The sequence below is a fragment of the Pyxidicoccus sp. M6 genome (assembly GCF_055568925.1).
Map to the genome: position 1 here is coordinate 11,089,291 of NZ_CM145714.1, position 23,669 is coordinate 11,112,959.

A 23,669-nucleotide genomic window follows, 5' to 3' on the forward strand; every position below is an offset into this window, starting at 1 on the left:
GTGTCCGCGGACTTCTCCCATTCGCTGCGCGCGCTGCATGAGGACGGCTTCCGGCGGGCCGGGCGGGTGCTCCTCATCCTCGCGCTGTTCACCTGCGGCTGGCTGGCGTGGTTCATCTTCGCGCGCGTCACCGTGTACGAAGTCTCGGAGAACGCGCGCCTCGAAGTGGACCGCGCCGTCTTCCCGGTGGAGGCGCAGGTGGACGGCCGCGTCCTCACGAGCCACCTGGACATCGGACGGCACGTCGAGAAGGGCGAGGTGCTGCTGGAGCTCGACTCGAATGCACAGCGGCTCAAGCTCCAGGAGGAGCAGACGCGGCTCGACACCCTGCTCCCGCAGCTCGAGACGCTTCGAAGCGAGCTGGCGGCGCAGCAGCAGGCGCTCGGCGCGGCGGGGCTCGCGGGCAGCTCTCAACTGAGCGAGGCCCAGGCCAAGAAGCGGGAGGCGCAGGCCGCGCTGTCCTATGCCGACCAGGAGCAGTCCAGGCTCGAGCCGCTCCTGAAGAGCCAGGCGATTGGCGAGCTGGAGTTCCTCAAGGTGAAGTCGGAGCGCGAGCAGCGGCGCGCGGCGCTGGAAGCCGTGGAGCAGGAGGCCGACCGCCTGCGCTCCGAGCGACTGAACCAGAGGAGCCAGGGCATGGCGCAGGTGGCGCGGCTGGAGCGGGAGCTGGCCTCGATGGAGGGGCTCATCACCACGACGAAGGCGCGCATCGCCACCCTCACCCATGATTTGGAGCTGTTCGTCCTGCGGGCCCCCGCGAGCGGACAGATTGGCGAGGTGGCGCGGCTCCAGTCCGGCTCCGAGGTGAAGCGCGGGGACAAGCTCGCGGTGCTGGTACCGCCCGGCAACCTTCGCGTCGTGGCCGACTTCAACCCCTCGGATGCGCTGGGCCACATCCGTCCCGGACAGACGGCGCGGCTGCGCCTGCAGGGCTTTCCCTGGGCGGAGTACGGCGCCCTCAACGCCACGGTGAGCCGGCTCGCGTCGGAGGCCCGGGACGGCAAGGTCCGCGTGGAGTGCGAGCTGTTGCCGGATGGTTCCTCGCGCATCCCGCGCCAGCACGGCCTGCCCGGGACGCTGGAGGTCGCGGTGGATGACGTCTCCCCCGCGGCGCTGATTCTCCGCGAAGCGGGACAGCGGCTGGGCACTCCGGCGAGCTCGAGCCCGCCCGCGGCGCCGGGAGGTGCCTCATGATTCGCCTTCGCCCCACGGACGGCCCCCGGCGCTTCGCTCCCGAGGTCATCCAGTCCTCGTGGATGGACTGCGGCCCCGCGGCGCTCAAGTGCCTGCTGGAGGGCTTCGGCATCCCCGTCAGCTACGGCCGCTTGCGCGAGGCCTGCCAGACGGGTGTCGACGGCACCTCCATCGACACGCTGGAGGAGGTGGCGCGGCGCTGCGGCCTCGACGCCGAGCAGCAGCTCGTCCCCGCGGACCATCTGCTGGAGCCGGCCTCGGGTGCGCTGCCCGCCATCGTCGTCGTGCAGCTTCCGAGCGGGGCCACGCACTTCGTCGTGGTGTGGCGGCGCCACGGCCGGCTGGTGCAGGTGATGGACCCGAGCCGGGGCCGCCGCTGGGTGTCGCTGCGCGGGCTCATCGGCGAGCTGTACCTGCACACCACCGCGCTTCCCGCGCCCGCGTGGCGCGACTGGGCCGGCTCGAAGACGATGCTCGCGGTGCTGCGAGGGCAGCTCCGCGCGCTGGGGTTGGAGGAGGGCGAGCTTGACGGGCACCTGCGCGAGGCGCTCGCGGACCCGGGGTGGCATCCGCTCGCGGCGCTGGATGCCACGCGGAAGATGGTCGGCTACCTCGTGCGCTCGGGTGGACTGACGGCGGGACGTCCGGCGGCGCGGGCCGTGGACACGTTCTTCCACCAGTCGCTGCGCGAATCCCCGCTGGAGCCCGTCACCGTCTCCCGTCCCTACTGGCCCGTCGTGCCGCTGCCGGGTGAGAGCGAGACGGACAGGCTGCTCGCCTTCCGGGGCGCGGTGCTGGTCCACGCCTCCAGCCGGCGTCAGGGAGTCCAGCCTCACGAGGGCCTGCCGCCGGAGCTCGCCGCCGCGCTGACCGAGCCCCCTCCCCGTCCCGGACGCGAGCTGCTGCGCATGCTGCGCGCCGATGGGCACGCGGCCCCCGCCGCGCTGCTCGCGGGGCTGGGACTGGCCGCCTTCGGCACCGTCGGAGAGGCGCTGCTGCTGCGCGGGCTGCTCGAGGTGGGCAACCGGCTCAGCCTCCTCTCGCAGTGGCTCCAGGCCCTGCTCGCGCTCTGCGTCTTCCTCTCCATCTGCCTGGGGCTGGACGTGCTCAACGGCCTCTCCATGCGCCGCACGGGCCGGAGGCTGGAGGTCCGCTTCCGGATGGCGTTCCTCGAGAAGCTGCCTCGGATGCATGACCGCTACTTCAGCAGCCGGCCCCACTCCGACATGGCCGAGCGCTGTCACAGCCTGCACCGGCTGCGCCTCCTGCCCGGGCTGGGTGGACAGCTCGTGCTCGGCGTCTTCGAGTTGCTGCTCACCACGGTGGGCCTCATCTGGCTGGACCCGGGGAGCGCGCCCGCCGCGCTGGGGCTGATGCTCACCGCGCTGCTGATGCCGCTCGCGATTCAGCCGGTGCTCGCCGAGCGAGAGCTGCGGGTGCGCAGCCACTCCGCCGCGCTCTCGCGCTTCTACCTGGATGCGCTGCTCGGGCTGGTGTCGGTGCGGGCGCACGGCGCGGAGCGCGCACTGCGACGCGAGCACGAGAGCCACGTGGTGGAGTGGGCGCGCTCGTCGGCGGCGCTCCAGCGGGTGTCCGTGTGGATGGAGGGCCTGCTGGCGCTGGTGAGCCTGGGGCTCGCGGTGGTGCTCGTCTTCGGGCACCTGTCGCGGACGGGAGCCCAGAGCAGCTCGCTGCTGTTCCTGTACTGGACGCTCAACCTGCCGCTGGTGGGGCAGAAGCTCGCCCAGCTCGCGCGGCAGTACCCGCTGCACCGCAACGTGACGCTGCGCCTGATGGAGCCGCTCGGCGCGCGCGATGAGACGGGTGACGCGCCTGCCCCCTCAGGGAACGCAACGAGGGCCGAGCCCATGAGGCAGGGCGTGGACGCGGAACAGGAAGCGCCCGCGACGCGGGGCGTGGCGGTGGACTTCCAGGGCGTGGGCGTAATGGCGGGCGGGCACACCGTGCTCGAAGACGTGGCGCTGTCCATCGCCCCGGGCACGCACGTGGGAATCGTGGGCCCGTCGGGCGCCGGCAAGTCGAGCCTCGTGGGCCTGCTGATGGGCTGGCACCATGCGTCCTCGGGCGCGCTGTTCGTGGACGGTGCGCCGCTCGACGGTGCGCGACTGGAGCGGCTGCGACGGGAGACGGCGTGGGTGGACCCGGCCGTGCAGCTCTGGAATCGCTCCTTCCTGGACAACCTCACGTATGGCGCGGCGTCGGAGTTGCCCGCGTCGCTGAGCCCCGTCATCGGAGCGGCGGACCTGCTCTCCGTGATGGAGCGCCTGCCGGATGGGCTCCAGACGTCGCTCGGTGAAGGCGGCGCGCGAGTCTCCGGCGGCGAGGGCCAGCGCGTGCGCTTCGGCCGGGCCCTGCTGCGGTCCGACGTGCGGCTGGCCATCCTCGACGAGCCGTTCCGGGGCCTGGACCGCGAGCGTCGGCACGAACTACTGGAGCGGGCGCGCCAGCGGTGGGCCCGCGCGACGCTGCTGTGCATCACCCACGACGTCGCGGAGACGCGGGGCTTCGACCAGGTCCTCGTGGTGGAGGGCGGTCGCGTCGTGGAGCACGGTGAGCCTTCGGTGCTCGCCGCCAGGCCGGGCTCCCGCTACCGCGCCCTCCTCGAAGCCGAGGCCCAGGCGAAGGCCGAGGTCTGGTCCAACGACACCTGGACGCGCGCCCGCATGGAGAACGGCGTCCTGGTGACGGCGCCGCGTGAGACCCAGCGCGAAGACACGTGGGTGGAGGAGGCCGTGGCATGACGCACTCCCTGTCATCGCTCTGCTGGCCTGCCGCGAGGCTGGGTGAAGCCCTTCAGCGGCTCGCGCACCACAGCGGCATGCCGGGCCGCAACGTCTCGCGGATGCCCGTCCCCGATGCGTCGCTTCAAAACGGCGAGCAGCCCATCGGCCCGTGGCTCGAGTCCGCCGCCACCTTCCTCGGCTTCGAGGCAGAGCCCGTTGGCACGCGCTACGCGGAGCTGCACGCGCTGCTGCACCGGGCGGGGCCGGCCCTGGTGCAGCTCCCTGGAGACGCCGAGCCGCGCGTGCTCGTCCTCCTCGGTGAGCGCCGGGGACGGCTGCGCCTGCTGAGCCCGGACTCGAGGGTGGAGACCATTGAATGGAGCGCGCTGCACGACGCGCTCTGCGAGGACATCGAAGCGCCCGTGCGGCCCTCGGTGGAGACGCTGCTGGACCAGGCGCAGGTGCCCGCCCGCCGCCGCAACCACGTCCGCACGCTCATCCTGGGCGAGCGGCTGGGCACGCTGTGGCTGGACGTGGGCTGGCTGCTGCGTCTGCCTCCGGGCCGGGCCTTCCGCACCCAACTCAAGCACGCGCGCGTCCACCGCCGGCTCGCGCTGCTCCTCGTGGCGCACACCGCGCAGTACGTCCTGGGCCTCGCGTCCTGGTGGCTCATCGGCAAGGGCCTGCTGCTGGGTCAGGTGGACCGGGGATGGCTGCTCGCGTGGGCGATGCTCCTGCTCACCCAGGTGCCGGTGCAGATGCTGGCCCAGGCGGTGTCCGCGAAGCTGAGCATCCAGGCCGGTGGCCTGCTGAAGCAGCGGATGCTCACGGGCGCCCTGCGCATGGACGTGGAGCAGGTCCGGGGCCAGGGCGCGGGACAGTTGCTCGGACGCGTGCTGGAGGCCGATGCCTTCGAGACGCTGGCGCTGAACGGCGGGCTCGCGGGGATGCTCGCGCTGCTGGAGTTGCTCTTCGCGGTGGCGGTGCTCGCGGTGGGCGTGGGCGCGATGCCCGCGCTGCTCCTGCTCGGGTGGACGGCGCTCACGCTGTACGGCGGCTGGCGCTGCATACAGGCCCGGCAGCGCTGGAACGACTCGCGCGTGGGGATGACCAACGACCTCATCGAGCGCATGGTCGGCCACCGCACGCGGCTGGCGCAGGAGTCACGCGAGCGCTGGCACGACGGCGAGGACCACGCGCTGGAACAGTACCAGCGCGTGTCGGAGCATCTGGACCGGCGCGAGGTGCTGCTCACCGGACTGATGCCGCGCGGCTGGCTGCTGCTGGGCCTGACGGGCCTCACCCTCACGCTCGCGCTGGGCGGCGCCGCGCCGGTGACGCTCGCCATCGGCGTGGGCGGCGTGTTGCTCGCGTACCGCGCCTTCAGTCGGCTGGTGATGGGCCTGTCCGCGCTCGCCGAGTCGGGCAGCGCCTGGAAGCAGATTGCCGGCCTCTTCCACGCCGCGAGCCGGACGGAAGACGCCGCCGTGCCGGTGCTCGTGCGCAATCCCAGACAGGACGACGGGAACACCGTCGCGCTGAATCCCCGCCGGGGAGACGTGCTGCTCGAGGCGCAGCACCTCGTCTTCCGCTACCCGGAGCGGAACACCCCGGCGCTGGACGGCTGCGACCTGCGCATCCACCGGGGCGAGCACGTGCTCCTCGAAGGCCGTTCCGGCGGAGGCAAGTCCACGCTGGGCGCGCTGCTCGCGGGATTGCGCCAGCCACAGTCCGGGCTCCTGCTGCTGAACGGGCTGGACCGGCGCACGCTCGGCCCGGACCGCTGGAGGGAGGGCGTCGTCGCCGCGCCGCAGTTCCACGAGAACCACGTGTTCTCCGGCACGCTCGCCTTCAACCTGCTGATGAGCCGTGCCTGGCCGCCGAGGCCGGAGGACCTGGAGCTGGCGACGGCCGTCTGCGAGGAGCTCGGGCTGGGAGACCTCCTCGCGCGGATGCCCGCCGGCCTCATGCAGATTGTCGGAGAGACAGGCTGGCAACTCTCCCACGGCGAGCGGAGCCGTCTCTTCATCGCCCGCGCGCTGATTCAACAGGCGGACCTGCTCGTGCTGGACGAGAGCTTCGCCGCGCTGGACCCGGAGACGCTGCGCCGCTGCTACCAGTGCGTCGCGGCCCGGGTCCCCAGCCTTCTGGTCATTGCCCATCCCTGAGGAGTCACCCATGTCCGACCCAGAACGCGCCATCGCCAAGCTGCTCGACCCGCTGTCCCTCCCCGCCTTCCTGGAGGCGTATTGGGAGAAGGAACCCCTCCACGTCCAACGTCACGCGCCCAATCACTATGCGGGCCTGTTCGGGCTGGACGAGGTGGAGCAATACCTCTTCACCGTGAAGCCACGCGGCAATGAATTGCGCCTCGTGGCCATGGGGAAGCCCGACATCGTCTTCCACGAGGAGGAGGAGGCCCCGCCGCGCCAGGTGTTCCAGGCCTTCCGCGAGGGCTACACCCTCAACCTCAACGGCGTGCACCGGCGCTGGCCCGCGGTGCACGTGCTCGTGGATGCCGTGCAGCGCCGGCTCCGCTGCTACGCCAACGGCAACGCGTACATCACCGGGCCGACGTCACAGGGCTTCGGCACACACCACGACGGCCACGACGTCTTCGTGCTCCAGACCTCCGGCCGCAAGCGGTGGCGGCTATACGCACCCCAGGAGAAGTTCCCCCTGGAGGGCCGGAAGATGGGAGACGAGGACTGGGGCCCACCGGTCCGCGAAATCGAGCTGACGGCGGGAGACCTGCTGTACCTGCCGAGGGGCACTCCGCACTCGGCCGTCACCGGCGACTGCTGCTCCGTCCACCTGTCGATTGGCGTCCGGCCGCTGCTGCTGGACGCGGTGCTCGCGGAGCTCATCCGCGCCGTGGTGAGCAAGCACGCGCACTGGCGCCGCTCCCTGGCACCCGTGGGGACCCGATGCAACCGGCAGGCACCCTGCATCATCGAGCTCGCGGAGCAACTGGCCGATGACATCCGGGCGCTGGGCCCGCTCGACCCGCTGCTGGAGAGGATGGAAGCACAGCTCATCCAGGCGGACGAGGTGGTGGGGCCCGGGCCGGGAGGCTACCTGCGCTCCCTGGAGGGCCTGGGCGAGCTCCGCCCGGACAGCGAGCTGGAGACGCGACCGGGACACGCGAGCGTGCTGTCACGCAACGGAGACGAAGTGAGCCTCGGCTTCAACGGAGGCTCGATGGTGGCGCCCGCGTTCTGCGAGCCCGCGCTCCGGTATGTCCTCGAGCAGTCCCGGTTCCGGATTCGGGATTTGCCAGACACATTGACCGAGGAAGCGAGAATGACGCTGTGCCGCCGCCTCGTGCGTGAAGGACTGCTGCGCGTCGCCGCGTGAGCAGCTCCCGACGACCAGACCGAGCGCCGTCCTCCGTATGAATTTCGTGCGCGGCCCGGGAACGGCCCGCTCCGGCAAGGAGCGAGCCCACCCGCCATCCCCAGGTGGCTGCCGCGCGCATCCGCACACCACGGAGGAAGCTTGAGGGCGCACGACGCACAGGCACGGGTCCGCCCGCTGCCCGAGAATTCACACCATGCATGCGCTTCCAGGCCCGCGGCGTCACCGTCGTGGCTTCGCGAAGCCCCCACCGCGCCCCCGACGAAGACCGACGGTTCCCGCGTGGAGGACATCTGGCAGCTCTTCGTCGACTCGGGCTACTTCAACCTCGCCGGCAGGTCCGCCGCGTGGTTCGAGGCGCGGCGTAGGAGCTTCATCGAATTGGGGCGGCGCGCGGGTGGGTTGCCCGAGCTGCTCTGCACGACGGTGTGGCCCTCGGAGCGCGGCGTGGAGGCGACGTTCTCCGCGATGAAGGCGTACCGCTCGACGTGGCTGGTGCATCAGCTCGCGAAGCGGCAAGGCGGCATCCGCTACGAGCGCACGCCCGGGCAGATGCTGAGAGAGCTCTATACCTGCACGGTGGAGCACGCCCATGCCGACCCGGGCATCCGCTGGATGGCGGCGTACATCGAGTCCACCGTGCCCTTCGTCCACCGCGCGCACGTGGGCTTCGTGGAGCGGATGGCCAACACCGGCCGCGTGTTGCTGCGCCCGGTGCGGATGATTGATGTCGACTCGCACGGCCCGGATGAACACGGAGCGATGGACGTCGGACCCGCGACGGTCGAAGAACGCGCCTGGCTCGTCGAGCAGCTCTCCCGCACGCGCCCCGCCAGCTACGTCGAAGCGCTGGACCTGGGCCCCGACGCGCTGGACTTCGAGGACGCGGCCCGTCCGTGGCGCGCCGCCGGACTGGAGCGCGAGCGGCACATCCTCGTCGCGCGTCTGGGAGTGACACCGCTCGCGGCGGCCGTCCTGGAGGTGGGCCCGCCCGGGACGAATCCCTTTCAATTGTTGGACGCCACGCGCCTGTTCCCGCTCACTCCGCGAGGGCGTGACGCCTACCGCGCCCTGCTGAGCGCGGCGCGCCGCTGGTACGCCGCCAGGGGCCGCGACAGCTTCGTCTTCCTGGCCGAGGAGCCCGGCGACGTCGAAGCCGCCGGCCTGCACGACGAGGCGTCCGAGGCGAAGCCGTACCTCTGGCTCATCGCCGCCGACCTCATCCCCGACTTCCTGCAGCACATCCACGAGCAGACGGTGAGCCGCCTGCCCCTGCCCCACCACACCGAGAAGGAACCGTCATGAGCCTGATGAAGACGCAGTACCTGCCCCACGTGCAGGAGACCCGCGCGCGCCTGGACACCGAGCCCGTGGTGCGCACGCTGCTGTCGCCGGACGTCGACCCCGTGTTGCTGGAGCGCTTCCTCATCGAGTGGTCCGCGCGCGGCGCGTACATGACCGAGCCCGTGGAGGGCTGGATTCGCGGCGCGGGAGAGCGCTGCATCGCGCTGGGACAGACGAAGCTGGGCCAGGCGCTCATCACCCACGCGAAGCACGAGGCCGGCCACCACCTGATGACGATTGAAGACGCGCGCGTGCTGGTGGGCCGCTGGAATGCGCGCCGCACGCCGAAGCTGGACGCGGACGCGCTGGTGGCCCAGCCGCCCACGGAGGCGATGCGCCAGTACCGCCAGGTGCACGACGAGGCGATTACCGGCGAGCTGCCCCTGGGCCAGGCCGCGATTGAGTACGAGGTGGGCTACCTCGCGGTGGTGCTGGTGCCGCGCATCCTCGCGCACGTGAAGACGGTGCTCGGCCAGGGCACGCTGGACAAGCTCACCTTCCTCCGCGAGCACGCCGAGGTGGACGTGGGCCACACGGCCCTCAACGAGAACATGATGGAGCAGTTGCTGCGCACGCGGCCGGAGGTGGGTCCCCAGCTCGCTTCCTTCGGCGCGCGCGGGCTGGACTGCTACCTGCGCTTCCTCGCGGACTGTTTGAGCCGCTCGCAGGACGCGCTGGGCGTGCTCGACGCGGCCGCCTGAGCCGCTTGACTCTCCCCCAAGGGGAGACCGCCACCTTCCGCGCATGTCATCCAGACAGAAGGCGCGGAGGAACATCATGGTGGTGGCACTCGGAGCACTCGTCCTGCTGGCTTGCGCGGCGGCCGGCGCGTGGTGGTGGATGGGGCGCGGGCTCTTCCAGCCGGGCACGGTGGAGCGGACGCTGGCCGCGCGGGGCGAGACGCTGGACGTCCCTCCCGGGCAGCGGGCGGACGCACCGCGCTGGCAGGTGGCGGCGGGGGTGGAACTGCACCACGTCACCGTGGGCCAGGGCCGGGACGTCGTCGTCGTGCATGGCGGCCCGGGACTTCCCCCTGCGGCGCCGTGGCGCGCGGCCACCCTCACCGGGGACGCCCTGCGCTGGCACTTCTACGACCAGCGTGGCTGCGGTGCGTCCTCTCGTCCCCTCACCGGCGCTCCGCCGGGCGGGACGTGGAAGGCCATGCAGGCGGTGGAGGCGCGGCTGGGACTCGCCGAGCAACTGGCGGACCTGGAGCGCATCCGGCGCCTGCTCGGGAAGGAGCGCCTGACGCTGGTGGGCCACTCCTTCGGCGCGCTGGTGGCCGCGCTCTACGCGGCGGAATGGCCGGAGCGGGTGGAGGCCCTCGTGCTGGTGGCGCCCGCGCCGCTGGTGACGATGCCCGCGGGCGACGGAGACCTGTTCGCGCAGGTGGGCACGCGATTGGACGCCGAGGGACAACGCGCGCTGGACGACTGGATGGCGCGCACCTTCGACTTCCCCGCGAGATTGAAGGAGGACGAGGCCACGCTGTCCGAGCACTTCGCGCGCTTCGGGCCCCTCTACACGCAGGCCGTGCGGAAGGAGCGGCCCGGCGCGCTGCTGCCCGACTCCGGCACGCCTGGAGGGCTGCTCTCCCTGGGGCTCTACCTCAGCCTGGGGCGCCACCACGACTGGAGCGCCTGGTTGGGCCGGGTGCGCGCGCCCACGCTCGTCATCCATGGCGCCGAGGACCTCCAGCCCCGTGCGGCCACCGCTCGCGTGGTAGAAGCCCTGCCCCATGCGCGGCTGGTGGAGCTGAAGGGCACCGGGCACTTCCCCTTCGAGGAGCAGCCCGAGTCCTTCGCTTCCACGGTGCGCGCCTTCCTCTCGGAGGTGGAGCGGTGAGTGGACTGCTGTATGCCATTGGCGAGGTGTCGCGCATCACCGGGCTGAGCGTGAAGGCGCTGCGCTTCTACCAGGAGAAGGGGCTGTTGCTGCCCTCGCGCGTGGACTCCTCGTCCGGCTACCGCTACTACACCGAGCGCGACATCGCGCTGGCCCACACGCTGCGGGCGTTGAGGGACTTGCGCCTGTCGCTGGAGGAGATTCGCAGCGTGCTCGCGGAGCTGGACCATGGCACGTCGCTGGCCGAGCAGCTCTCGAAGGTACGCGCCCGGCTCGCCGAGGAGGCCGCCAGCGCGCAGCGCTCGGTGCTGGCCCTGGACTCACTGCTGCGGCACCAGGAGCAGGCGGAGGCGTATCTGCGCGCGCCCCCGCCACTGGTGGAACGCTGGCTGCCGGGAGTGCGCGCCGCCGTGCACCGCGCCCGGGGGCGCTACTCGGACGCTGCGCTCATCTTTCCGCGCCTGTTCGCCGCGTGCGGGCCGCACGTGGCCGGTGCGCCCTTCTGCCTGTACCACGAGGCGGAGTACCGCGAGGACGACGCGGACGTCTCCTTCTGCGTGCCCCTGTCCCCAGACGCTCGACCCGAGGGAGTCCACGTGGAGGAACTGCCCGAGGTGCAGGCCGCCACGCTCGTGCACACCGGGCGGCCCGACACGGCAGGCCCCTCGTGGGCACGGCTCTTCGCGCATCTCCACGCGCACGAGCGCGTCCCGGCCGTGCCCTTGCGTGAGACCTTCCTGCGCGCGGGCACGACGGACACGACACGACCCACCACCTGGCGCTCCGAGCTGGCGCTGACCTGGGAGACAGCCTCCGAGTGAAGGCGTGTGCCCCACTGGACGTCCAGGGCCCGAGGCTCCATGACTCGTTGGAGTTCCAGGTGTCAGGAAGACCCCACATCTGCCGCCCCGCGTCATGAGGCTCTGGTAGGCTCGCGCCGCTAGAGGTCCTCCCCTGCTGACACGCCCCTCGACACGCGCCCTCGGAGTGCTGGGCCCCACCGCCCTGCTCCTCCTCCTGCCCTGGCTCATCTACGGGAGCGCCGTCGTCCAGCGTTACGGCCTGCGAGACGACTACGCCATCCTCCGGGAAGCGCGCGAGGAGCCGGGGAAGATTCTCCGCGTCTGCGCCGCCATGGGCCGTCCGCTGTACGGCTGGCTGTTGGAGGCGTCGGTCCGCGAGGCGGGCAACATCGACGGGCTCAGCGGCCTGCGCGCCCTGTCCGTCATGGGCCTGGGCCTGCTGGGCGCCGCCGTCTTCCTGCTCCTGCGCAAGGAGGGCTGGCCCACGGCGCCCGCGGCGCTGCTCGCCGCGTTCCTCACCGTCATGCCGTCCGCGCAGGTCATCGCGAGTTGGGGCATCTGCTGGCCCCAGGCGGTGGCGCTGCTGCTGACGGTGCTCGCGTACGCCCTCGCGCGGCGAGGCCTCGAAGCGAAGGCCCCGTGGCAACGCGGGGCGTGGTGCCTGGGCGGCGTGGTGGCCATGGGCACCGCGACGCTCATCTACCAGGTCAGCGGCCTGTTCTACGCGGTGCTGCTCGCGGCCGCGCTGGTGCGGCGTCAGGACGCGGACCTGCGCGCCCCCGCGCGGTGGCTGGCGCGGCACCTCGCCGTCATGGGCGCCGGCCTGGGCGTGGCCTTCGTCCTCACCAAGCTGTCCTTCGCGCTGGGCCTCTTCGCGCCCTCGCCGCGCATCAGCTTCGAGAAGCACTTCCTCGACAAGGCGGCGTGGTTCGTCACCCAGGTGTTGCCCAACGCGCTGGCCCTCAACGTCCTCAACGCGACGGGCGCCGCGCCGCCGGTGGCCTTCTGGCCCATGGTGGCCCTGACGCTCACCGTGGTGGCGCTGGGCCTCTTCTTCGTCGGCCGCCGCGTAGGCCGCGCCAGCGTGGGCACGTGGCTCGTGGGGCTGGTGGTGCTGTCCGCCGCCGCGTACTCCGTCAGCTTCCTCGCCAGCGAGCGCTGGCCCACGTACCGCACCCTCTATGCCCTCACCGGCGTGTGGAGCGTCTACTTCGTCGCGTCGCTGATGAACCTGGGCAGCCGCTGGAGCGTGCACGGCCCGCGCGCGGTGACGGTGCTGCTGAGCGTCTTCGTCGCGGTGAGCGCCGTGCTCGCCCACCAGCACTCGCTGGAGCTGTTCGCCTTCCCGCAGCGCCGCGAGCTGGCATTGCTGGAGGAAGGCGTGCGGCAGGTGGTGCCCGCCCGACAGCCGCGCGTCTTCGTCCTCACCGCGCGGCAGAGCGACACGTCCGCGCCGCTACGCTACCTGGACGAGTTCGGCTCCATGTCGGCGGACACCGAGTGGGTGGCCAAGGAGATGTTCCGCGCGCTCGTGGAGGAACGCTTCCCCGAGGAGCGCGACGTCAGCAGCCTCTACCGCTTCGCCGCCGGCCCCGTGCTGCCCGAGCCGGGCAGGTACGACATCCTCGTCGACATGCGCCAGCAGCAGCGGCCGCAAGCGCGGCCCATCCACGTCGCCCGCTGACGCCGCCCCCCCTTTCTTCACCTTCCGCACTAAGCTGCTCCCCCGCAACCTGGACCCGACAGCAGGGCCCCTCGCGGCCCGAGGTGAAGCCACATGAGAAGCGCCTTCGCACCGGCCTGTCTCGCGGTGCTCCTGCTCCTGGGATGTGACCCGGCCACCTCGCAGCCGAAGGACGACGACGCGGGCACCCAGACGGGGACCGATGCCGGCGTCACCACGGACGCGGGCACCCACGGCCCGAGCGACGCGGGCACCACCCCGTCCGACGGGGGCACCCAGACCGCGACGAAGAGCGCCAAGCGCGGCATCGCCTTCGACCTCGCGACGCCCGCGGACCTCGCCGCCGTCTCTCCGGGCGTGAGCTGGTGGTACAACTGGAGCCCCCGGCCGCACCGCGACGTGCCCTCGGACTACCGCACGCGCTACGGCATGGACTTCATCCCCATGCTCTGGAACGGGAACTTCGACGCGGCCAACGTCGAGGCCTGGCTCAAGGCCAATCCCCACGTCAAATACCTGCTGCTCCTCAACGAGCCCAACCTCACGGACCAGTCCAACCTGTCGCCGCAGGCCGCGGCCGCGCTGTGGCCCCGCTACGAGAGCGTCGCCGCCAACACGGGAGGGAAGCTCGTTGGCCCGGCGATGAACTGGGGGACGATGCAGGGGTACTCGGACCCCGTCGTCTGGCTCGACGCCTTCTACGCGGCCTACCGCGCGGCGAATGGCAACCGCGAGCCGCGCATCGATTACCTCGCGTTCCATTGGTACGACTACGGGCTCGCGGGCCAGCTCGACAGGCTCAAGAAGTACGGCAAGCCATTCTGGGTGACGGAGTTCGCCAACTGCCACAGTCAGAACGACGGCGCGCAGATTGACTCCGTCGCGAAGCAGAAGGCGCAGATGGCGGAGATGGTCTCCGTCTGCGAGAGCCGGGACGACGTGTTCCGCTACGCCTGGTTCACCGGCCGGTGGACCAATGACCCGTGCTTCGCGAGCCTGCTGGGTGCCCCCGGCGCGCTGACGGAGCTGGGCACGCACTACCTCTCGCTGCCCCACAAGTGAGCACCTGAGCCGGGCGTATCGGCCGCTGCCCGCTGTGCACGCCGCTGCACAGCGCCAGGGCCTCGTCACCGTCGAAGGCGTCCCCGGAATGGTCATTGCAACCGGGTGGCGGCATGACCTCACGCACGCCCATCCTGCTCGCCCTGCTCCCCGCCCTGCTCCTGGCCTTCGAGGCCCGGGCGGACATGAAGCTTCCGGAGGGGGAGACGTACTTCTCCGTCGGCCCCCTGTTCAGCTTCTCGGGCCGCTCGAAGGAGGACGAGCGGGAGCTGGGCCTGGGCGTGGAGGCCACGCTCAACCACGTCGACAAGCTCGGGGCGCTCGGAGCCTTTGCCCAGGCGCAGTTGATGGGAGGCCAGTACGCGCGGCTCTGCGGAGGCATCCAGGGCACGTACATGTTCCTGGGCATGGAGCTGGGGCTCATGCACGAGACGGCGGACAAGAACCACGTCGCCACGACGGGACTTCACATCGCTCCCTATGTGGCCTTCGTCTTCGGCTCGCTGGGCGTGCGCTTCGGAATTCCCCTCACCGGCCCCGAAACGCCGGGGCTCGGAGGCGAGAAGCCACGGCACGGAAGGGAGATAGGCCTCGTCCTGACGCTCAAGCTCCCCTTCCACGTGGACAGCACGGGGGACTTCAGCCCACTGGGCCACTGACCTGAAGGCCCGGGTGACATGAATCTCCCGCAACCTTCAACCGCGCCACGTGTTGGAGCCGTCAGGGAGACATCCATGAACGTGGTGCGCGTGTTGTGTCTGTCGCTGGGTGTGACGCTGTGGGCCTGTGGTGGGAGCTCGTCCTCCGACTCCGATGGAGGGACGACGAACGACGCGGGCGTCTCGGACGCGGGGAGTGACGGAGGCGGCACCGTCGACGCGGGCACGCCGTGGGATGCCGTGGAGGCGCTCCTGGAGGCCCGGGTCGCGGATGCGGGCTCCGGCAAGGTCCCGGGACTGGGCCTCGCCGTGTACGACGCCCAGGACCGCAAGGTGTACGAGCACATGGTGGGTGACTTTGCGCCGGACCGGCGTGTCGCGGTGGCGTCCTCCTCGAAGATGATTGCCGGCGCCGTCCTCTTCGAGGTCATCCGCCAGGGCCACCTCACGCTCGACTCCACCACGGGCGAGGTGCTCGGCTGGACGGGCGACAAGGCCAACATCACCCTGCGCCACCTGCTGTCCTTCACCTCGGGCATGCAGAACGAGCACCTCTGCACGCTCCAGCCCGACCTCACCCTGGCGGAGTGCGTGGCCACCATCGCCACCACGCCACAGGTGACCCCGCCCGGCACGCGCTTCGACTACGGCAGCACGCACCTCGAGGTGGCGGCGCGCATGGCCGAGGTGAAGACGGGCAAGAGTTGGAACCAGCTCTTCCGCGAGACGCTGGCGACCCCGCTCGGCCTGCCGCCGGAGGTGACGTACTTCACCCTCCCCCGCAAGGCGCAGGGCACCACCAACCCGCTCATCGCCGGAGGCCTGCGCGCGTCGATGAACGAGTACGCCCCGCTGCTCGCGCTCGTCTTCCACAAGGGCAGCCAAGCGGGCCTCGTGCGCGGTACGCCGGAGTTGTTCGACGCCCAGACGCGCGAGCCCTACCCCAACGTGGTGATTGGCAACTCGCCCGTGAAGGACCTGGGGCTGGACGCCCGCTACGGGCTCACGGCGTGGCTGCACTGCGATACGCCCGCGACGGGTTGCGACCTCATCAGCTCGCCGGGCGCGTTCGGCTGGACGCCGTGGATGGACCGCGAGGCCGGCTACTACGCCGTGCTCGGCATGCAGTTGGAGCGCAACGACGAGGGCGTGGTCGGCTTCTCCGTGGACCTCATGGGCGACCTCCAGCCCCTCATCCGCGCGGCGCTCGCGCACTGACCGAGCGCCGCGGCGGCACCTGCTTCAGCCGGCGTGACTACTTACAGATGTCCTCGCACACGCCCAGGATGCACCGCTTGCAGGCGCCATAGCAGGTGGAGCTACAGGCCATCACGGACTGGTCGGCCAGGGCCTCCGACATGTCCGGCTGCACGGACATGACAGCGGCGGGCGAGGCCTCCGCCTCGCTCCCGACGACGGACGACAGGTAGCCGCCCAGGGCCAGACCCGCGGCACCACCCAGCACCAACGTGAAACGCGTGAGCTTCGAGAACATGTGTGTCTCCTCTGCCTGCGTTGGGTGAAACAGAGACACTCTGTCACAAAGTGTATTCAGACCGCGACTATCCGTCCTTCCTGGCGTACCCGGCCTTCCTCAGCGCCTCCGCCACCTCGTCGAGCGTCGCCGCGTCGTCGATGGTGGCGGGGACCTTGTACTCGGTGCCGTCGGCAATCTTCTTCATGGTGCCGCGCAGGATTTTGCCGGAGCGCGTCTTGGGCAGGCGCTGCACCACGGTGGCCGTCTTGAAGGCGGCCACAGGGCCAATCTTGTCGCGCACCAACTGCACCACTTCCTTCACGATGTCCTCATGCGGCCGCTGCACGCCGGCCTTGAGCACGAGGAAGCCGAGAGGCACCTCGCCCTTGAGCGAGTCGGCCGCGCCCAGCACCGCGCACTCGGCGACGTCGGGATGGGAGGCCAGCACCTCCTCCATGGCGCCCGTGGAGAGCCGGTGGCCGGCGACGTTGATGATGTCGTCGATGCGGCTCATGATGTAGACGTAACCTTCCGCGTCCTTGTAGCCCGCATCACCCGTCAGGTAGTACCCCTTGAAGGCGCTCAGGTACGAGTCCACGTAACGCGCGTCCGCGTTCCACAGCGTGGGCAGGCAGCCCGGCGGCAGCGGCAGCTTCACCACGATGGCGCCAATCTTGTCGGGCTCCGTCTCGCGCCCCTCCTCGTCGAGGACGCGCACGTCGTAGCCGGGCATGGGCACCGTGGGAGAGCCCACCTTCACCGGCAGGTGCTCGACGCCCATGGGATTGGCAACGATGGCCCAGCCCGTCTCCGTCTGCCACCAGTGGTCGATGACCGGCCGCCGCAGCATCGTCTCCGCCCAGCGGAGGGTGTCCGGGTCGCAGCGCTCGCCCGCGAGGAACAGCGTGCGGAACTTCGACAGGTCGTACTTCCTGAGCAGCTCACCGTTCGGGTCATCCCGCTTGATTGCGCGGAACGCGGTGGGCGCGGTGAACATGACACTCACCCCATGCTGCGAGATGACGCGCCAGAAGGCCCCCGCGTCGGGCGTGCCCACGGGCTTGCCCTCGTACAGGACGGTGGTGTTCCCGTTCAGCAGCGGCGCGTAGACGATGTACGAGTGGCCCACCACCCAGCCCACGTCGGACGCAGCCCAGTACACCTCGCCGGGCGAGACACCGTAGACGTGCTTCATCGTCCAGAGGAGCGCCACCGCGTGGCCGCCGTTGTCCCGGACGATGCCCTTCGGCTGCCCCGTCGTGCCGGAGGTGTAGAGGATGTAGAGCGGGTCCGTCGCCGCCACCGGCACGCAGTCCGCGGCCGGGGCGTCCTCCACCGCCTGCTGCCAGTCCACGTCCCGGCCCTGCACGAGCAGCGCGCGCAACTGCGGACGCTGGAGGATGAAACACGCAGAGGGTTTGTGTGACGCGAGGTGGATGGCCTCGTCGAGCAGCGGCTTGTACGAGATGACGCGAGCCACCTCGATGCCGCAGGACGCGGAGACAATCACCTTCGGCTTCGCGTCGTCGATGCGCGCCGCCAGCTCGCGCGGGGCGAAGCCGCCGAACACCACCGAGTGGATGGCGCCGATGCGGGCACACGCGAGCATGGCGACCACCGCCTCGGGCACCATGGGCATGTAGATGATGACGCGGTCGCCCTTCGTCACGCCCTGGCGCGCGAGGGCCCCGGCGAACCGCGCCACGCGCTCCAGCAGCTCGCGGTACGTGAAGGTCTGGACCGTGTTCGTGACGGGGCTGTCGTAGATGAGCGCGGCCTGGTCTCCGCGTCCCTGCTCCACGTGCCGGTCCAGCGCGTTGTAACAGGTGTTGAGCTGCCCTCCGGCGAACCAGCGATAGAAGGGCGCTCGCGAGTCATCGAGCACCCTGTCCCATCGGCGATACCAGTGGATGCCCTCGGCGGCCTCGGCCCAGAAGCGCTCCGGTTCCCTCAGCGACCTTTCATGAATCGCGCGGTACGTGCCCGTCATGCGTCCCCTCCCTGGAGTCACGCAAACGCTAGCACGTGGGAAATGGGCGTCCTGACGGCCTCCAGTCCAACATCAGACGAACATTCACGCAGCCATCAGCTCACATGAGCAGTGCCTGGAAGGCCCGCACCTTCGGGGACACGCTGCGAGCGCTCGGGTACAGCGCATGCCACTCCACCGGCGGCGGGCAGAACGCGTCGGGCACGGTGCGCAACTTCTGCGCGCGCACCGCGCGGAGCGCAAAAGATTCGGGAAGCCGGGCGATGCCGTCCCTCAGACCTCCAGGTCGGAGGGGAGGAACGCGGCGGCGCACTCCTCGCTCACCTCCATCTCCACGAGGGGCTGGACGCAGTCGACCCGCTTCTCGCGGAACGCATCCCGCGTCGCGCTCGTGCACGTGGGAAGGTCCTCGACGCAGTCGAAGTACTCCTGCATGGCGTCGAGCTCCGCCTCCGAGCAGCGGTCCACCGAGTCCTCGCACGTGCTGGCCGTGCCGCTCCCATCAGCCACAACTTCTTCATCCGGACTCAAATCCCTGGGTGAGAGGAACACGCACCTCAGGCGCAACCAATGTCCAATTCCATACGCGCGGAGTAACAGGCCAGGAGCCCCGCGGTGTTGAAAGGGAAGACTCGCTCATCAAACACCCACCAGTACCAGGAACCCCCATGCGCGCGCTGCTGCTCCACCCGGAGTTTCGTTCGGCGTCCTTCTGGAACTATCGCGAGACGTGCGGTCTCCTCGATGCGCGGTACCCCGCGGCACCGCTGGGGCTCTGCACAGTGGCGGCGTTGCTGCCGCAAGACTGGGAGCTCCGGCTGGTGGACCGCAACGTCGAGACACTCGACGACGCCACGCTCGCCTGGGCCGACCTCGTGTTGATTGGCGCCATGCTGCCGCAGCAGCGTGACTGCCTGGACCTCATCCGGCGGGCCCGCGCCCTGGGCAAGTGCGTCGTCGTCGGCGGGCCGGACCCGACCAGCAGCCCCCACGTCTACGACGAGGCCACCCACCTCGTGCTCGGTGAGGGTGAAGTCACCATTCCGCCCTTCCTCGCGGACTTCGCCCGGGGCGAGGCGAAGCACGTGTACCAGGACGCGGCAAAGGCAGACGTCTCCCGCTCGCCCGTGCCCCGCTTCGATTTGCTCCGGCTGGACCTCTACAACCACGTGGGCATCCAGTTCTGCCGGGGCTGCCCGTTCAACTGCGAGTTCTGCGACATCATCGAGCTGTACGGCCGCCGCCCGCGCGCGAAGACGCCCGAGCAGATATTCCAGGAGCTCCAGACGCTCCATGACCTCGGCTACCGGGGCCACGTCGACCTCGTGGACGACAACTTCATCGGCAACAAGAAGCTGGTGAAGGAGCTGCTGCCGAAGCTGAAGGTGTGGCTCGAGGAGCGCGACTGGCCCTTCGAGTTCACCACCGAGGCCTCCATCAACCTCGCGGATGACCCGGCGCTGATGGAGATGATGCGGGACGTGGGCTTCTTCGCCATCTTCGTGGGCATCGAAAGCCCGGACGAGAAGACGCTCGTGGCGATGCAGAAGCGCCAGAACACGCGGCGCCCCGTCACCGAGAGCATCGAGAAAATCTACGCGCACGGCATGTTCGTCAACGCGGGCTTCATCATCGGCTTCGACAGCGAGCGGGACAGCGTGGCGCGAGGCATCATCGAGTGCATCGAGGACGCCGCCATTCCCGCGAGCATGGTGGGCCTGCTCTACGCGCTGCCCAACACGCAGCTCACCCGCCGGCTCACCGCCGAGGGACGCCTGCACGAGAACCACGACCTCCAGCCGGACGGCGAGAGCGACCAGTGCACGGCCGGCATCAACTTCGCGCCGCGCCGGCCCCGCGCGGACATCCTCAGCGACTACCTGAAGGTGGTGGAGACCGTCTACGCCCCGGAGAAGTACTTCCCCCGCGTGCTGCGCGCGGGGAAGTGGCTGGACTCGCGCCACCGCCGCTACAAGCCGTCCTTGATGAAGCAGCTCAAGGAGCTGCGCGGCTTCGTGCGGCTGGCGACGAAGATGAGCTCGCGGACGTCCACACGGGCGCACTTCTGGAAGACGCTGGCGAAGGCGCTGGTGTCCAACCCCGGCTCCATCCGGTACACGGTGTCGCTGATGGCGCTGTACCTGCACTTCGGCCCGTTCTCACAATTCGTCTCGCAGAAGATTCGCCAGGCGATTGACGAGGAGAAGCAGAAGCCCTCCCGCGTCGCCAGCGCCGCCTGAGCGACGTATGCTCCGGCCGCACGCATGGCGACCCCTTCGAACCTCGAATCCGGGCAGACTTCCGCGCAGCGCCCCCTCACAGGCCAGGATGCCCGGACGCTCGGGCTGGCCGCGCTCGGGGGGGCGCTGGAGTTCTACGACTTCATCATCTTCGTGTTCTTCACGACGGTGATTGGTCAGCGCTTCTTCCCGGCGGACACGCCGGACTGGCTGCGGCAGCTCCAGGCGTTCGGCCTGTTCTCCGCGGGGTACCTCGCGCGTCCGCTGGGCGGCATCATCATGGCGCACTTCGGCGACCGGACCGGCCGCAAGCGCATGTTCACGCTCAGCGTCTTCATGATGTCGGTGCCCACGCTGCTCATCGGCGCGCTGCCCACGTACGAGACGGCCGGCTACGCGGCGCCGCTGGCCCTGCTCCTCTTGCGCATCTGCCAGGGCGCGGCGGTGGGCGGCGAGGTGCCGGGCGCGTGGGTGTTCGTCTCGGAGCACGTGCCGCCCCACCGTGTGGGCTTCGCGTGCGGCACGCTGACGTCGGGGCTCACGCTGGGAATCCTGCTCGGCTCGCTGGTGGCCACGCTGGTGAACCGCATCTTCACCCCGGAGGAGGTGCAGGCCTTCGGCTGGCGCATCCCCTTCCTCGTGGGAGGCGTGTTCGGCTTCTTCGCCGTGTTCCTGCGCCGCTGGCTCGCGGAGACGCCGGTGTTCGAGGAGATGCGGCAGCGGCGCGCGCTGGTGCAGGAGTTGCCGCTCAAGGCCGTGCTGCGCGGCCATGGCGTCGCGGTGGTGGTCTCCATGCTGCTCACCTGGGTGCTCACGGCCGGCATCGTGGTGGTCATCCTGATGACGCCCACGCTGGTGCAGAAGCTGTATGGCATTGCCCCGGCCCAGGCGCTGGAGGCCGCGAGCATCGCCACGCTGAGCCTCTCGGTGGGCTGCGTCGCCTACGGACTGCTCGCGGACTGGATGGGCATGGGCCGGGCGCTGGCGACGGGCTGCGGGCTGCTGCTGGTGATGACGTATGTCTTCTACCGAGGCGTGGGCGCGGCGCCGGAGCACCTGTTCCCCCTGTACGCGGCGGTGGGCTTCTGCGTCGGCGTGGTGGGCGTGGTGCCCACGGTGATGGTGCGCGCCTTCCCGCCGGCGGTGCGCTTCTCCGGGCTGTCGTTCTCCTACAACGTCGCCTACGCCATCTTCGGAGGCCTGACGCCGCTGGTCGTCACCCTGATGATGAAGGAGAACCCGCTGGCCCCCGCGCACTACGTGGCGGCGCTGTGCGGTGTGGGCATGATGGTCGCCGTGTACCTCCTGAGCCTGGGCCGGGCGCGCTTCGCCGCGATGACGCCCTCGCTCTGAAAAGCCACCGCGCGACTCCCGGTTGCCCGAAGAAGAAGGCCACGGGTCCAACCCTCTGAACGGCGCCTCCACGAAGCATGTGGAGCTCACCCGCCGCGCGAGGGAGTCCCATGAGCCACGAACTGTTCAAGCGGGTCTGCCAGGTGGTGCTCGCCACCACCCTGTTGAGCGCCTGTGAGGGCATGCCGCCAGAAGAGGAGAGCTCCGGAGGTGAGTCTCCAGCGACCGAGGAGCTGGAGCCGGTGCCGCTGCACTCCGACCGCACCGGTGTCGGCATGCAGCCCCCGCCCCCACCCACGCAGCCGGCCGCCACTCCCACGGCCCTCGACCCCCGCCGCTCGCTGGCCGTGACGGAGAAGAGCATCCTCGCCCGGTTCGGCGCGCGGCGCGTGTTCAGCCAGTTGGTGGCGCAGCACGGCGGCACGGGCTTCACCGTTGAGCAGCTCTTCCGCCAGCTCTGGGACACGCAGAACCCGGCACCCGGGCAGGCGGACCTGCCGGGGATGCCGCACTGCTCCGACCAGGGCAACACGCTCAACGGCTTCCCCTACGTGTGCCGCCCGAGCGAGGGCAGCCAGGCGCGGCCGGACTCGGCCCTCAACCTGGACAGCTACGTGGCGGTGGGCCTCTACAACCGTTTCGACCTGGCTCCCGTGGACGGCTCCAACTGCGGCGAGTACCGCATCGTCCTGGCCAAGGTCCCCTTCGCGCCCACGAACCGCAACTTCATCATCTTCGAGTCGGTGCTACCCAACCCGAAGCCCGAGCTGGGCATCGAGGGGTGCCGGCCCGTCGCGGACTTCTGGGCGTCGCTGTCCTCCGAGGCAGATTCAGCGGCGCGTGCCAGCAGGCTCGAGTCCTTCTACTTCACAGGCCTGCCGGGCTTCGAGCCGGTGGTGGGCGCCACGCACTACGGCGACAACGCGAAGAGCCTGGGCCAGGTGCGCACCAACCAGTTCCTCCAGGGCGGCCTCGAAACGCCGTGGCTGATGCATGAGTTCAAGCTGCTGAAGGACTGCACCGCGCTGCCCGCCTGCACGCTGAAGTTCGTCCCGGCGACGGTGAAGACCAACCCCTACGGCGAGCTGTTCAACCCCAACTCCACGCACCCGCGGGCCGCGGCCTTCCAGAGCCACTTCCTCACGCAGGTGGCGAGCCTGGCCATCAACGACCTCAACCGCTTCAACTACCGCGTGCCGGACACCTTCAACGCCGGCCAGGACATCTCGCAGGCGCCGGGCATCGCGGATGACTACATCGCCCAGCTCGGCGCGGGCCCCAGCGCGTTCCACCAGGCCATCAGCCAGGAGCTCGCTCGTGTGGGCAGCACGCTGACGCCCCGGGACATCGTCGCTCGCGCCCAGGCCCTGTCCTGCGGCGGGTGCCACCAGCGCAACAGCGGCCGGCCGGTGGGTGGCGGCCTGACGTGGCCTGCCTCCGCGAACTTCGTGCACAGCACGGAGCGGGATGACCCGGCCGACGCCAGCCGCTTCGAAATCTCCCCGGCGCTGCGCGAGCAGTTCCTGCCCCAGCGCAGGACGGTGCTGGAGGGCTACCTCCAGGCGCGGCCTCTCGACGCGCGCTTCGTCAGCCAGTCCGTGCCCACCACGGTGCGCGCGGGGCAGCGCTTCCAGGTCTCCGTCACCCTGAGCAACGCCGGCACCACCGCGTGGTCCGAAGGCAATGCCATCCGGCTGGAGGCGCAGCCCGGGACGCCTGCATGGGACGTGGCGTCCGTGTCGCTGAATGACGGCGAGCGCATCCACCGGGGCGGCGAGCGGACCTTCACGTTCGAGGTCACCGCCCCCACCGTGCCCGGCGTGTACGTCTTCCAGCGCACCCTGGCGAAGACCGGCACCGGCTTCGGGCAGGCCACCGCGGCGGCGAATATCAGCGTCCTGCCGTGAAGCGGCGGTA

Annotated in this window: 19 protein-coding genes; 15 read left to right on the forward strand and 4 right to left on the reverse strand. The window is 70.4% G+C overall.

Features of this window, described 5'->3' with window-relative positions:
- The 12 genes from ACVTJA_RS43435 (at nt 1) to ACVTJA_RS43490 (ending at nt 15,910) form a co-directional block, all read left to right on the forward strand.
- Nucleotides 1–1,194: an HlyD family secretion protein gene (locus tag ACVTJA_RS43435; RefSeq protein ID WP_465829551.1), complete on the forward strand. Its 1,194-nt coding sequence runs from the start codon at nt 1–3 to the stop codon at nt 1,192–1,194.
- Nucleotides 1,191–3,956 carry an ATP-binding cassette domain-containing protein gene (locus ACVTJA_RS43440; protein WP_465829553.1) on the forward strand — a complete coding sequence of 922 codons (2,766 nt, stop codon included), beginning with the start codon at nt 1,191–1,193 and terminating at the stop codon, nt 3,954–3,956. Before ACVTJA_RS43435 ends, ACVTJA_RS43440 begins: the two co-directional genes overlap by 4 nt.
- Nucleotides 3,953–6,106, forward strand: coding sequence for an ATP-binding cassette domain-containing protein (locus ACVTJA_RS43445; protein ID WP_465829554.1), 2,154 nt, complete (start codon nt 3,953–3,955; stop codon nt 6,104–6,106). The genes ACVTJA_RS43440 and ACVTJA_RS43445 overlap by 4 nt, the downstream gene beginning before the upstream one ends.
- A gap of 10 nt (nt 6,107–6,116) precedes the next feature.
- The gene (locus ACVTJA_RS43450) at nt 6,117–7,295 is read left to right on the forward strand and encodes a cupin domain-containing protein (protein ID WP_465829556.1); all 1,179 of its coding nucleotides are present in this window, start codon (nt 6,117–6,119) and stop codon (nt 7,293–7,295) included.
- A gap of 282 nt (nt 7,296–7,577) precedes the next feature.
- Nucleotides 7,578–8,600, forward strand: coding sequence for a hypothetical protein (locus tag ACVTJA_RS43455; RefSeq protein ID WP_465829558.1), 1,023 nt, complete (start codon nt 7,578–7,580; stop codon nt 8,598–8,600).
- On the forward strand, nt 8,597–9,340 hold the full coding sequence (locus ACVTJA_RS43460; RefSeq protein WP_465829559.1) for a hypothetical protein: 744 nt from the start codon (nt 8,597–8,599) through the stop codon (nt 9,338–9,340). Before ACVTJA_RS43455 ends, ACVTJA_RS43460 begins: the two co-directional genes overlap by 4 nt.
- A 76-nt stretch (nt 9,341–9,416) precedes the next feature.
- A complete protein-coding gene (locus ACVTJA_RS43465) occupies nt 9,417–10,484 on the forward strand; it encodes an alpha/beta fold hydrolase (protein WP_465829560.1) in 1,068 nt (355 codons plus the stop codon).
- The gene (locus tag ACVTJA_RS43470; RefSeq protein ID WP_465829562.1) at nt 10,481–11,305 is read left to right on the forward strand and encodes a MerR family transcriptional regulator; all 825 of its coding nucleotides are present in this window, start codon (nt 10,481–10,483) and stop codon (nt 11,303–11,305) included. Before ACVTJA_RS43465 ends, ACVTJA_RS43470 begins: the two co-directional genes overlap by 4 nt.
- 166 nt (nt 11,306–11,471) lie before the next feature.
- Nucleotides 11,472–12,971 (forward strand): hypothetical protein, encoded by a 1,500-nt coding sequence (locus ACVTJA_RS43475; RefSeq protein WP_465829564.1) that lies wholly within the window; start codon nt 11,472–11,474, stop codon nt 12,969–12,971.
- 93 nt (nt 12,972–13,064) lie between these two features.
- Nucleotides 13,065–14,033, forward strand: a complete 969-nt coding sequence (locus ACVTJA_RS43480; RefSeq protein WP_465829566.1) for a glycoside hydrolase family protein — start codon at nt 13,065–13,067, stop codon at nt 14,031–14,033.
- A gap of 113 nt (nt 14,034–14,146) precedes the next feature.
- The gene (locus ACVTJA_RS43485; protein WP_465829568.1) at nt 14,147–14,692 is read left to right on the forward strand and encodes a hypothetical protein; all 546 of its coding nucleotides are present in this window, start codon (nt 14,147–14,149) and stop codon (nt 14,690–14,692) included.
- A 75-nt stretch (nt 14,693–14,767) separates the two neighbouring features.
- A complete protein-coding gene (locus tag ACVTJA_RS43490) occupies nt 14,768–15,910 on the forward strand; it encodes a serine hydrolase domain-containing protein (protein WP_465829570.1) in 1,143 nt (380 codons plus the stop codon).
- Between the two features lie 37 nt (nt 15,911–15,947).
- Here ACVTJA_RS43490 and ACVTJA_RS43495 read toward each other — a convergent pair whose 3' ends face one another.
- The 4 genes from ACVTJA_RS43495 to ACVTJA_RS43510 form a co-directional block, all read right to left on the reverse strand.
- Nucleotides 15,948–16,187: a hypothetical protein gene (locus ACVTJA_RS43495; RefSeq protein ID WP_465829572.1), complete on the reverse strand. Its 240-nt coding sequence runs from the start codon at nt 16,185–16,187 to the stop codon at nt 15,948–15,950.
- A gap of 67 nt (nt 16,188–16,254) precedes the next feature.
- Entirely contained in the window at nt 16,255–18,159 is a 1,905-nt protein-coding gene (locus ACVTJA_RS43500; protein ID WP_465829573.1) for a propionyl-CoA synthetase, read from the reverse strand.
- A gap of 100 nt (nt 18,160–18,259) precedes the next feature.
- Nucleotides 18,260–18,472, reverse strand: coding sequence for a LysR substrate-binding domain-containing protein (locus ACVTJA_RS43505; protein ID WP_465829574.1), 213 nt, complete (start codon nt 18,470–18,472; stop codon nt 18,260–18,262).
- Nucleotides 18,433–18,669: a hypothetical protein gene (locus ACVTJA_RS43510; RefSeq protein ID WP_465840773.1), complete on the reverse strand. Its 237-nt coding sequence runs from the start codon at nt 18,667–18,669 to the stop codon at nt 18,433–18,435. Before ACVTJA_RS43510 ends, ACVTJA_RS43505 begins: the two co-directional genes overlap by 40 nt.
- Before the next feature lie 158 nt (nt 18,670–18,827).
- On the opposite strand from ACVTJA_RS43510, the gene ACVTJA_RS43515 reads away from it, so the two are divergent.
- The 3 genes from ACVTJA_RS43515 (at nt 18,828) to ACVTJA_RS43525 (ending at nt 23,659) form a co-directional block, all read left to right on the forward strand.
- A complete protein-coding gene (locus ACVTJA_RS43515) occupies nt 18,828–20,399 on the forward strand; it encodes a B12-binding domain-containing radical SAM protein (protein WP_465829575.1) in 1,572 nt (523 codons plus the stop codon).
- A 24-nt stretch (nt 20,400–20,423) separates the two neighbouring features.
- Nucleotides 20,424–21,752 carry an MFS transporter gene (locus ACVTJA_RS43520; RefSeq protein ID WP_465829576.1) on the forward strand — a complete coding sequence of 443 codons (1,329 nt, stop codon included), beginning with the start codon at nt 20,424–20,426 and terminating at the stop codon, nt 21,750–21,752.
- 110 nt (nt 21,753–21,862) lie between these two features.
- Nucleotides 21,863–23,659, forward strand: a complete 1,797-nt coding sequence (locus ACVTJA_RS43525) for a hypothetical protein (RefSeq protein WP_465829577.1) — start codon at nt 21,863–21,865, stop codon at nt 23,657–23,659.
- The last annotated feature ends 10 nt before the right edge of the window (nt 23,660–23,669 follow it).